Source organism: Capnocytophaga gingivalis ATCC 33624 (genome assembly GCF_000174755.1).
GTDB classification, from domain to species: Bacteria; Bacteroidota; Bacteroidia; order Flavobacteriales; family Flavobacteriaceae; genus Capnocytophaga; species Capnocytophaga gingivalis.
Window position 1 is genome coordinate 160,932 of sequence record NZ_ACLQ01000035.1, and the last position, 12,513, is coordinate 173,444.

Below are 12,513 nucleotides of genomic sequence, written 5' to 3' on the forward strand. Positions count from 1 at the left end.
TTCTACATTTTATAGGTTAACATTTACCCCAAAACTATATGTTCTTAGGGAAGGAAGTGCAAAGGAAGTTTCTCCACTTATGTTCAAGTCTGGATCTCCTTTGAAATTTTTATCAAAGTTATGTGTCCATACATTGTTTCCTAACACATAAAATTCTAATCCTCTAAGATAGGTTCCTTCAAGCCATTCTGGTTTGAGCTTATAAGAGAATCTTAGTGTTTGTAATCTCACAAAATCTCCTTTGTATTGATAACGGGTAGAAAAACCTGTTGCATTTTTGTTTCCTTCGTTCAATACAGGTTTAGGATCCCTTGCATTTTTATTTTCAGGAGTCCAATAGTTTCCTATCTGAGACCTATAACCTGGATAATTTAACAACAATCCTCCATCACTATTGACATAAGAAGCGAACACGTCTATTATTCTATTTCCTCCAGAATAAGTAAAGTCAAGAGAAAGAGTAAAATTCTTATAAGAGAACTTTGTATCAAAACCTCCATAGAAAGTAGGCATTGGGCTTCCCTGCAATGCATACCCTGCTTTGTTATAATCCTTGGTTGTTTCTCCTCCTTCTCCATTGATATACCACAAAGGATCTCCATTATCAGGATCTACACCGGCCCATTTTTTCATCCAAAATGAATTAACTGTTTCTCCTTTTCGTATGATACGACTACCAGATATGATCTCTTGTTTGTCTCCATAAAGTTTGGTTACTTCATTTTTTAGCGTGGTGAAATTTCCTCCCACACTCCAATTGAATCCATCACCTTCATTTTCAACTACTTTAGCATTGAAGGTAAGCTCTAATCCTTTGTTAACCATCTCACCTATATTCTTATATACACTTCCTCCAGAAGAGCCTTGTGCTCTGGAAAGAGGTACAGCAAATATCATGTCAGAGGTTTTCTTATAGAAATATGCTGCTGATAGAGTAATTCTATCCTTTAAGAATCCGATATCCAAACCAACATTCAGAGGAGACAAGGTTTCCCAACGAAGATCTCTATTCTCTACTCCATTGACATTTCCTCCCACCTGTTCATTATAATTAAGCAAATAAGAATAAGTCGCATAAGGGAATACATCCACCATATTTCCTACAGAACCATAAGAGGCAGACAATTTCAATTGAGAAAGAGCTTTAGATTTCTTTAGAGCTTCCAAACGAGCAAAATCTACCCCTACTCCTACAGAACCAAAATATCCTGTTTTATTTTCTTCCCAGAAATTAGATACACGATCCTGACGACCAGAAAGGTCTAAAAGGAACAACTTATCATAATCATAATGGAAAGTAAGTGCATATCCGCCTCGAGAACTTACAGCCTTTGTTCCTGATGCATCACGAGGTTTTATGAAGTTTGACAAAGTAGTTAGCCCACTAGGTCCTACATTACTCGCTGAAGCAGAAAGTCTTCTGACATCTGACTTATAGGCTTCTTGTATAAGATTTACATAAAAATTATTTTTCTCCTTATATTTGAAATCATAAGAAAGTATATTTTGCACATTAAAGCTAAAATAACGACTTGCATACCAGTTACTCAATCCACCTTCATCTTTACCATCACCATGAAGAGGTGTTAGGTATTTATCCTCCATAATATCCACATATTCTGGAGCGAAGACGAATTTGTAGGTAAGGTTCTTTAATATTTTGTAATCTGCTTGAAAATTTCCAAAAGCTCTTGTTGTTTGTGATTGTATATAATTAAGATTTTGAAGAGCTACTACATTATAGAATCCATTGGAAAGTTTTCCTCCTCTACCCCCATAATTCAAACTTCCATCCGTTTTGTAAGCACGATCTGTAGGGCGCAATAGATACTGTCCTAAGATAGGATTCGCATAATCTCCTCCACTAGGCATAGTCATTGTTTGGCTATAAGAAAGCTGTATATCTGTAGCTAAAGTCAAACGGTCATTAGCCCTATAAGTGATTTTATTACTATTAGTTACACGATGAAATCCTGTCTGTTTTACTATACCATCTTGCTTATAATACCCCAAGGAAGAATAATAGTCTATTCTATCTGTTCCTCCTGATACTGATCCATTTAGTTTTTGCACAAGAGCCATACTGTTTTCTGATTCTTTGCGCCAATCAGTACTAATATTTCTATTTTTGTATAAGGCCTGGAGGCTTCTTCCTGTAGCAGCAGTACTCAATGTTCCTGCTTCAAGGGCTGCCAAGAGAGCTGCTTTATCATTATTGGGGAATAGTCTTGTTCCTTCTCTTGTATTCAAATAAGCATCATAGAGCAGACCAAACCACTCAGAAGTAGAAAGGTTTTCTTCTCCTTTGAGTGCTCGTGATACGACCCCTACCTCACTATTAAAATTATATTTTGCCTCTCCTTTTTTACCAGATTTGGTAGTGATGATGATCACACCAGCTCCCGCATCAGCTCCATAAGCTGCTGTAGAGACCGCATCCTTTAGCACTGTGATACTTTCGATATCATCATCATTAAGATTGGCTAATATGTTAGAAGATGTAGCCCCTGAAGTAAGGCTTCCTTGATTAACCCTCACACCATCTATAATATAGATAGGATTGGTACGCCCATTGACAGAGGCAATTCCTCGTATACGAATGTTAGCCGCCCCTCCTGGTTGACCTGTGGTCACTCCTCCTTGGACTCCTGCTACTTTCCCCGTAAGAGCTTTATCAACAGAAGCCGAGGCACTATTAGAAAGATTATCCACCTTACCGATAGAACCTGTAGCTTCCTTGACTGCCTGCTTCTGCCCGAAGCCTACAAAGACAAATTCGGGGATTTCCTCCACATCCAAAGCAAGCAACACATCCCATTTTTTAGTTTTGGCCGTTACTTTGTGGACTTGGGTTTTGTACCCCATAGCGGAGACTTCTACCTCATCTCCATCTTTTACTTTCAGGGCATACACCCCTTTCTCATCTGTTGAGACTCCCTCACTTGTTCCCTTGATAATTACAGAGACACCAAGCATAGGTTCCTGATTCTCATCCTTCACTACCCCTGTTAGGGTCTTCTTCTGAGCGAAGGACACTTGTAACACTCCTATAAAAAAGAGCATAAAGTAAACTACGTTTGTTTTCATACATCAATTTATTTTAACGACCATGCAAAGTTACAAAAAGAAATTATATAACAATATTTTTTAAATTATATTTAACTAAATAGATTAATAATTATATTCTTATCAATTATAAAGAATATTCATTGATTAATACCTATTTTTAACTTTATTTGGCTAATATATAAGCATTTACAAAAGTTACAAAGCGTTAATTACGAATGAGAAACTGACTTTATTAAATAAAAAATATAATTATAAATAATTAATTAACAACTATTCATTTTATAAATGTAAATAATGAATAATATAGAAACAAATACTTTATTATCCTTTTTTCTCAGTATAATACAAAAAAAGAAAGCTATCGAGATGATAGCTTTCTTTTTTATTACAAAGGAGTTCCTTCTTTTGTTTTGAAACGATATTCTAAATAGGAGTAGGCATCTCTTGGGAGAATGCTCACCCATCTTTTATACTTAAGGAACCACTTAAAACGTATCGAAAAAATACCTTTGGTAAGGTAAGCGGCAATAAATGGATGTAGGTTCAGGGTAATCCTTCCGTTGTAGTTGCTTTGATAAATAATTTCTTCCAAATCGGTAGTCATACGTTCTATCAAGGTGATAGGAGCATCTACCTCATCTAATTTGCTAGGGTTTTCTTCTTTTGTTTTGATGTTGATTTCAGGACGTACTCTTTGGCGTGTGATCTGAATAAGCCCGAACTTACTTGGAGGTAGTATCTTATGCTTGGCACGATCGTCCTTCATCTCTTCACGTAGTGCATCGAACAACTTTTGTCGGTTCTCTCCGTTGCTCATATCAATGAAATCGACCACGATGATTCCTCCCATATCTCTTAGCCTCAATTGGCGTGCAATTTCTGTAGCTGCGATGAGATTCACTTCGAAAGCAGTAGTTTCTTGGTTTTCTGCTTTATTAGAATGGTTTCCACTATTGACATCTATTACATGAAGTGCTTCAGTATGTTCTATAACTAAATAAGCACCTTTGGTCATGGAGACGGTACGTCCTAGACCTGTTTTTATCTGTCTTTCTATATGGAACTTTTCAAAAATAGGTACTGAGGACTTGTAGAGCTTAACAATATTAAGCTTATCGGGAGCTATTTCTTGCAAATAATCTCGAATCTGGGTATAGAGTGACTCATTATCCACATGGATTCCGGTGAATGAATCATCGAACATATCGCGTAGTAGCGCTCCTGTTCTATTCATTTCACTAAGAATCTTCGAAGGGAAGGTTCCTTGCGCTATTTTTTTACACATTTGTATCCAGCGTTCGAAGGAATTTTGTAAGTCTTTATCCAAGTCCGCTACTTTCTTGTCCTGAGCTACGGTACGGATAATCACACCGAACCCTTTGGGTTTGATACTCTGTACTATACGCTTTAGTCGTTCTTTCTCAGCCTTACTTTCTATTTTCTGAGAAATAGAAATCCTTTCTGAGAAAGGCACCAATACCAAATAACGCCCAGCTATGGAAAGCTCAGAACTTATACGAGGTCCTTTGGTCGAGATGGGTTCCTTGACTATTTGTACCAAGATAGGTTGTCCTGCCTTGAGCACCTCCGAAATAGCCCCATTTTTATTAATATCAGGCTCTTGTTTGAAATCTTTCAAGGAATAATCCTTAATCTTCCCAGAGGAAACCTCCTTGATAAATTTGAGCAAGGAGAGCAGTTGAGGACCTAAGTCGTGATAGTGCAAGAAAGCATCTTTTTCATACCCTACATTCACAAAAGCCGCATTCAGTCCCTGAATAGGCTTGTGAATCTTAGCAAGCATAATATCCCCTACCGAAAGTCCATTAGCATCTTCCTCTTTGTGAAGTTCTACTAAGCGACCATTCTTAAGTAAAGCAAAATCTACATCAGAAGCCCCAGAACGAATAATTAATTCTTTGGTCATTCTGTTATGATTTTATTATTATAAATTCAGTTAAGATATATCAATATCTATTTCATGTTTTCAAAGAACGAAAAAACGAGAAAAAGTAGTTATAAAACTACTTTTTCTTTTTGTGTCGGTTAGCTCTCGCTCTTTTTTTACGTTTATGCGTAGCTACTTTATGTCTTTTTCTTTTTTTTCCGCTTGGCATATTGCTAAAAATTAAAAATTAATACTCAGTTATTTTTTCTTTGCTTTCGCTTTCGCTTTTGTTTCTACTTTCACCTTAGTTTTTACAGATTGTACAAACACTTTTGCTGGCTTGAAAGCAGGAATATTATGTGCAGGAATAGTAATAGTAGTGTTTTTAGATATATTCCTTCCTGTTTTCTCCGCTCTGGTTTTTACAATAAAACTTCCAAAACCTCTTAGATATACATTATCTCCTTTTTCTAAAGAATCCTTGATTCCTTCCATGAAGTGCTCCACTACATTCTGCACTTCTGTTTTTTCAATCCCTAACTTTTCTGAGATTTTTGCTACAATTTCTGCTTTTGTCATATTTCTTTATTTTTAAAGACCTCTTCTTATATACAATTAATATCTATAGTATATCTATAGTATGTCCAATCTATATCAGGCTGTTTTATTCAAAAATAACAACCTTATTTTTATCGTTGTTTTCGGAGTGCAAATATACGAATAAATTACAAACCAACAAGTTAATAAAAAAATTTTTTTATCCTCACCTTGCTTCTTCGATATATCCCTTTAATAAATAAAAATATTTACTATTAAATCAATTATTATTAGAAAATAAAACCATAAAAATATCTTTTTAAAATATAACACTACAATCTACACTTCTTGTATATTGCTTAGTTATAATCAGAACTATTATGATGAGTTCGATATTTCGAGTAAACTTACAACCTAAATAATCCATAACCACAAAAAACGTATATAATTCACAATCTGTAGAAAGTGTTTTGTTATATCAAACTTGCTTTATCATAGAAAAAAATGCGCTTATTTGTTAAAATGCCATATTTTACTCATTTTTTTTTCCTTACTAAAAAAATATAATATGCTATTAATCAATATATTAAACTTTATTATGGAGAAAAAATCATTTATTTAATGTTAAACATGATAAAAAAAGTAGGTGCATATAAAAAAACTAATAATTTTGCCCCGAAAACATAAGTTAATTCCTATGAAAAAGATTTTATTACTACTCGTAGCAGGCCTTATGGCTGTCTCTTGTAAAACTCAAGGAACCATTGCTAAGAGTACACAAGGGACTCGTCAAGCCAACAAAGTAATCAAAGGAGAATGGACGCTTTCTTCTATTACTTACAATGAAAAAGGAAAGTATGAAATTACTTTACTTAATGATACTTCTAAAGAATGCTTTGAAGGAAGTTATTGGAAATTTGTTCCAAACAACTATCGAGGTATCTATACCATCAACAATACAGGCTGTGCAAGCGGAAATCGTCACTTTATCTTCACTGTACAGGAGATGGACAAAACTACAGGCTACTATGATTTCTTGCTCAAACCGACCAATGAGAAATATCAGTCAGAAACCAATGCTGGAGTACGCTTACACTTAGCATATCTTTCTGAAAATGAAATGCGTTGGGAACAGACCGTTCGTGTGGATGGTAAGCCTTTCGTAATTACAATGAACTTTACTAAAAACTAAACCTAAACTATTATGACAAAAGTATTCAAAAACATAACATTATTCTTAGTAGCAGCTTCTCTTTTAGTAAGCTGTGAAGCGTATAACAACTCCAACAAGACCCAGCGTGGGGCTGTAATCGGAGCTGCTGGTGGAGCTATCCTTGGAGCTATCCTTGGTAACAATGTAGGTAGCGGAGGTAATAGCGAACTTGGGGCTGTTATCGGTACTGCTGTAGGAGGTGCCGCTGGAGCTGTCATCGGGAATCAAATGGACAGACAGGCTAAAAAAATCGAGGAAGAGATTCCTGGAGCTGAAGTAAAACGTGTAGATGATGGTATCGTAGTTACTTTCGATGAGAAAAGTGGCGTTACCTTTGAGTTCAACAAAGCTGACCTTACTTCAGAAGCAAAGACCTTACTTACCAAAATGGCAGGTGTACTCAAAGAATATCCTGATACCAATGTGATTGTAGCAGGTCACACTGATAGTAAAGGAAAACCAGCTTACAACATGGGACTTTCTGAAAGACGTGCCAAAGCGGTAACTAACTTCTTCACTGCCAGTGGACTCAAAGCTTCTCGCTTCACTACCAAATGGTTTGGAGCCACTCAGCCAGCCTATGACAACTCTACCGAAGAAGGACGTGCTAAAAACCGTCGTGTAAATATTGCTATCGTTCCTAATGAAAAAATGAAGGAAGATGCAAAAAAACAAGCTCAAGAGTAAATTTTCATAGTTATTATTGTTTTAGTTATTCTATTTGAAAAGAGGTACAGCAATGTGCCTCTTTTTTTGTTATATTTCTTTATGAGAAATAAATTTTTATTCGTACATTTGCCAAAAAATAGAACTATATGAATAGTATTACTTCCACCGATTTTTCTTTTGAAAATCAAAAATCGCTCTACAAAGGAAAAGTACGTGATGTATACTCCATAGGGGAAGACCTCTTGGTAATGATCACGACTGATAGGCTTTCGGCTTTTGATGTTATTCTTCCCAAGGGAATTCCTTTCAAAGGACAGATTCTCAATCAGATAGCCAGCGAGTGCATGGAGCAGACCAAGGACATTGTTCCTAACTGGCTTTTAGCTACTCCCGACCCCAATGTCTCGGTGGGTATGCGCTGTACTCCCTTCAAGGTCGAAATGGTGATCCGTGGCTACTTGGCAGGACATGCTGCTCGTGAGTACCAAGCTGGTAAGCGTACTCTCTGTGGGGTAACTCTCCCTGAAGGGCTTCAAGAAAATGCCCCTTTCCCCTCCCCTATCATTACCCCTTCTACCAAGGCGGAGAATGGCTTACACGATGAGGATATCTCCCGTGAGAATATTCTCAAAAGAGGTATCGTATCGGAAGAAGATTATGCTGTTATAGAAAAATACACCTATGATCTCTTCAAAAGAGGAAGTCAGCTAGCACTACAAAGAGGACTAATTTTGGTAGACACTAAGTACGAATTTGGCAAGACTAAGGAAGGTACTATAGTTCTCATAGATGAAGCTCATACTCCAGACTCTTCCCGCTACTTCTATGCTGATGGATATGAAGAACGCCTCAAGAGAGGGGAGCCACAAAAGCAACTCTCAAAAGAGTTTGTCCGTCAATGGCTCATTGAGAATGGATTCCAAGGTCGCCCAGGGGAGAAAATCCCTGAAATGACTGCCGCTCATGTGGCTTCCATCTCTGAGCGATATATAGAGCTCTACGAACACCTATTAGGAAAGAAATTTATCAAATCCGATACCACTAATATACAAGAACGTATCTATAAAAATGTAAGTGAATATTTGCGCAGCTTACTCTAATATTCTACTATTCACGCTTAATCTTTTTACACCCATGAATATACTTCTATTAGGTTCCGGAGGTCGAGAGCATGCCTTTGCCCATAGTCTCTCACAGAGCCCTCTTTGTGAAAAACTCTATATAGCACCAGGCAATGCTGGTACTGCTTTAGTGGGAGAAAATCTTGCCTTTGCCGCAACCGACTTTGCAGCTATCAAACAGTGCTGTTTGGACAAACAAATTTCTTTAGTGGTAGTAGGCCCCGAAGACCCTTTGGTAAAGGGAATTGTAGATTTTTTTAGCCAAGAGACTGCTCTTTCCGATATAGCCATCGTAGGCCCTACCCAGAGGGGGGCTACCCTGGAGGGTAGCAAGGAATTTGCTAAGGAATTCATGCAACGACACCAGATTCCTACGGCACGCTATGCCAGCTTTACCAAGGAAACTATCACTGAGGGCTTACACTTTTTAGAAACCATGCAGGCTCCTTATGTGCTCAAGGCTGACGGTTTGGCAGCTGGCAAAGGGGTTGTCATCTTAGAGAATCTACAAGAAGCCCAAGCCGAACTGAAGAAAATGCTTCTAGAAGAAAAATTTGGCAACGCAAGCCAAAAAGTGGTCATAGAAGAATTTCTAAGAGGGATAGAGCTCAGTTGTTTTGTCCTGACCGATGGAGATTCCTACTTGGTACTCCCTACCGCCAAGGACTACAAGCGTATAGGCGAAGGGGATACTGGTCTGAACACAGGAGGTATGGGAGCTGTCTCTCCTGTGCCTTTTGCCGATGCCTCCTTCATGAAGAAGATAGAGGATCGCATCATAAAACCAACTATTGAGGGACTCAAAAAGGAAAAAATCACTTACAGAGGGTTTATCTTCATTGGTCTTATCAAAGTAGGAGAAGACCCTTATGTAATAGAATACAATGTCCGTATGGGTGACCCCGAAACAGAAGTGGTACTTCCCCGTATACAAACGGACTTGGTGACTCTCTTGGAAGCTACAGCAAAAGGGAAACTCAGGGATATCTCCCTCTCGATAGACCCCAGAAGTGCTACTACCGTAGTGGTCGTCTCCGGTGGGTACCCTGAAGAATACCAAAAAGGAAAAATGATCTATGGACTTGATACTCAGGGAGAAAGTCTCGTATTCCATGCAGGTACTATCCAAAAAGAAGGAAAGATTTTCACCTCAGGCGGACGGGTGTTGGCGGTTACTTCCTTAGATAATGATTTTAAAGAAGCTCTAAAAAAATCATATCAGCAAATAGAAAAAATTTCTTTCGAGGGTATGTATTATCGTAAAGATATCGGAATGGATCTATAATTTTCGTCAAACCTAAAATATAGAACATTTTTCATAAAGCAAAGACCGGCATAAGCTTGTCTTTGCTTTATTTTTTTAGTCATATACTGCTTCTCAACACTAAAAAAAATACACTTATCTAAAAATCAGTTATTTATATTCAATAAAAATAATAATAATTTATTTTTGTATATTGAAATATTTTTTTACCTTTGTCTAAAATTTAATTATTATATCATTTTAAAATTTTAGACATGAAAACGATTGTTTTTTGCATCTGTTTTTTATTTACATCTACATTAACTTTAGCACAACAGGCTACTTTTAAAGGAAAAATTTCTGCTGAAGGGAAACCTGTCTTAGGCGCTGATGTTATCCTTCGCAAAGGGCAAGAGGTAAAAGGTACCTCCAGCCAAGCCTCTGGGGATTATCAGGTAAAGGTACCTGCCGGCACCTACAAGCTTACCATTTCTTCAGTAGGATTCAAGACTATTACTCAGGACATTTCCTTAACTGAAAACGAGGTACTTTCCAAAAATTTCTCTCTTGAGAAAGACCTGTTGGAGATAGACCAAGTAGTAGTCACTGCAACTCGTAATATTATCCCCCAATATAAATCTCCTGTAGTCGTAAGTAAGGTAACTGGGCATATCTTTGAGACAACCCAGTCACTAAGCCTTGCTGAAGGGCTTAACTTCACACCGGGATTGCGCACTGAAACCAATTGCCAAAATTGTGGTTTTAACCAACTGCGTATTAATGGATTAGAAGGTTCTTATTCTCAGATATTAGTAAACGGTCGACCTGTATTTTCCTCATTGGCAGGAGTTTATGGATTAGAGATGATTCCTGCCAATATGATTGACCGTGTGGAGGTTGTCAGAGGAGCTGGCTCTGTACTCTATGGAGGAAATGCCATAGGAGGTACAGTGAACATTCTTACCAAAGATCCTACTCGCAACACTTTCTCTGTAGGCAATAGTCTATCCTTACTCAAGGATGGCTCTCCTGATAACACCTTATTTGCGAATGCTTCTGTTGTTTCTGATGATTTTGACAAAGGACTCACCCTCTTTGCCTATCAACGCAATCGTAAACCTTATGATAGTAATGAGGATGGTTATTCTGAAATCACCAAACTACACAATACCACTTTTGGTGCAGATGCTTTTTGGAACCCTACAGAAAACAGCAAAGTAAAACTCAATTTGAACAGTATCAATGAGTTTCGACGTGGAGGAAACAAATTTGATCTACTCCCTCATGAATCGGATATTACCGAGCAATTACGTCACCGTATTCTTGCAGGAGATTTAGCTTTCGAACGATTCTCTGATGATCTTGCTCATAAATTTTCCCTATATACCTCTGCACAATATACCGATAGAGATGGATATTATGGAGGTGGTTTAGGTTATGCTGTCAATAGTAAAGCTGATTTCGATAACCTCAGTGCAGATGACCAAGAAGAATACTTCAAAGCATTGGCCAAGTATGGACATACTACAGAGCTGGTAGGAGTAGGAGGTGCTCAGTATGCTTACACCATCACTCCTGAGCTGAATCTCTCTTTAGGTAGTGAATACAAATATGATAAGGTAAATGACAATTATATAGGACAAAATCGTTCTGTAGACCAAGTAGTACGTACCTATGGCAACTACTTACAGGTGGAATGGAATCCGGCTAAAAAACTTACTTTGCTGGGTGGAAGCCGTTATGACTATGTAGATATCAAAGGTAGCTACCGCTTTGCAGGGGCGGATAAGGATTCTAACAAACAAATATCCAAATTTGTTCCACGCCTTACCGCCATGTATGATATTACTGAGACACTCAAGCTACGAGGTTCCTTTGCACAAGGCTATCGAGCTCCACAAGCTTTTGACGAAGACCTACACACCGAAGTGTTGGACGGAGATCCTATCTTTGTGGAATTGGACAAAGACCTCACCAGTGAAACATCCAATAGCTACACAGCTTCTCTGAACTATACTAAAAGAGAAGGAAATACCCAAGCTAACCTTATCTTGGAAGGATTCTACACCCATATCAACAACCGCTTTATCAACCAAGATCTTACCGATATAGGCAATATCAAGCACAAGTTAAAGACCAATGCAACAGACCATCTCAAGATCATGGGCGTAAATGTAGAAGCAAATTTTGCTTTCGGTTCTCAGTGGATATGGCAGACAGGATTCACCTATCAGCAATCTCGCTTTTCCGAGCAGCAAACCATTTGGGAGAATGAAGATCCTACAGATCCTAAGAAAATCTCTTCCGACCGTGTAATGCGTTCTCCTGAACTATATGGCTATACTACCCTTTCCTATACCCCTATAGCAGCACTAAAACTCAGCTATAATGGAGTATTTACCGGACAGATGTATGTTCCCCACGTGATTGAAGCTCAGTCAGGAGAACAAGTTATAGTAAAGTCTCCTAACTTCTATGAACAAAACCTCAGAGCTGCTTATACCTTCTCCCTCACAGACAATTACAAACTGGAGGTATTTGCTGGTGTGAAGAATATTTTTGACCAATATCAAAAAGATTTTGACAAGGGTAAAGACCGTGATGCCGATTACATCTATGGTCCACAACACCCACGTACTTACTTCATGGGACTGAAACTTTCTCTGAATTAATTGCGTTCTTTCAACAAAATAATAACTATGAATGAGGCTACCACTTTCGGGTAGCCTTTTTTATGAGAAGTTATCCAATTTTTTAGCAGCCTCTTTTTTCA

Annotated in this window: 8 protein-coding genes; 5 read left to right on the top strand and 3 right to left on the bottom strand. The window is 37.8% G+C overall.

Annotated elements, in window-relative coordinates:
* Positions 1-9: 9 nt before the first annotated feature.
* The 3 genes from CAPGI0001_RS12085 to CAPGI0001_RS12095 all read right to left on the bottom strand — a co-directional run bounded on the left by CAPGI0001_RS12085 (position 10) and on the right by CAPGI0001_RS12095 (position 5,536).
* Entirely contained in the window at positions 10-3,087 is a 3,078-nt protein-coding gene (locus CAPGI0001_RS12085; protein ID WP_002670475.1) for a SusC/RagA family TonB-linked outer membrane protein, read from the bottom strand.
* Between the two features lie 367 nt (positions 3,088-3,454).
* Positions 3,455-4,996 (bottom strand): Rne/Rng family ribonuclease, encoded by a 1,542-nt coding sequence (locus CAPGI0001_RS12090; RefSeq protein ID WP_002670550.1) that lies wholly within the window; start codon positions 4,994-4,996, stop codon positions 3,455-3,457.
* Positions 4,997-5,215: 219 nt separating this feature from the next.
* Positions 5,216-5,536, bottom strand: a complete 321-nt coding sequence (locus CAPGI0001_RS12095; RefSeq protein ID WP_002670389.1) for an HU family DNA-binding protein — start codon at positions 5,534-5,536, stop codon at positions 5,216-5,218.
* A 655-nt stretch (positions 5,537-6,191) separates the two neighbouring features.
* On the opposite strand from CAPGI0001_RS12095, the gene CAPGI0001_RS12100 reads away from it, so the two are divergent.
* The 5 genes from CAPGI0001_RS12100 to CAPGI0001_RS12120 all read left to right on the top strand — a co-directional run bounded on the left by CAPGI0001_RS12100 (position 6,192) and on the right by CAPGI0001_RS12120 (position 12,412).
* Positions 6,192-6,686: a lipocalin family protein gene (locus CAPGI0001_RS12100; RefSeq protein WP_040360384.1), complete on the top strand. Its 495-nt coding sequence runs from the start codon at positions 6,192-6,194 to the stop codon at positions 6,684-6,686.
* A 12-nt stretch (positions 6,687-6,698) separates the two neighbouring features.
* Positions 6,699-7,394, top strand: coding sequence for a YiaD family glycine zipper/OmpA-like lipoprotein (locus CAPGI0001_RS12105; protein WP_002670772.1), 696 nt, complete (start codon positions 6,699-6,701; stop codon positions 7,392-7,394).
* 128 nt (positions 7,395-7,522) lie between these two features.
* Entirely contained in the window at positions 7,523-8,476 is a 954-nt protein-coding gene (locus CAPGI0001_RS12110; protein ID WP_002670684.1) for a phosphoribosylaminoimidazolesuccinocarboxamide synthase, read from the top strand.
* Positions 8,477-8,510: 34 nt separating this feature from the next.
* Positions 8,511-9,782 (top strand): phosphoribosylamine--glycine ligase, encoded by a 1,272-nt coding sequence (gene purD / locus CAPGI0001_RS12115; RefSeq protein ID WP_002670697.1) that lies wholly within the window; start codon positions 8,511-8,513, stop codon positions 9,780-9,782.
* A gap of 233 nt (positions 9,783-10,015) precedes the next feature.
* A complete protein-coding gene (locus CAPGI0001_RS12120) occupies positions 10,016-12,412 on the top strand; it encodes a TonB-dependent receptor (RefSeq protein ID WP_002670705.1) in 2,397 nt (798 codons plus the stop codon).
* Positions 12,413-12,513: the final 101 nt, after the last annotated feature.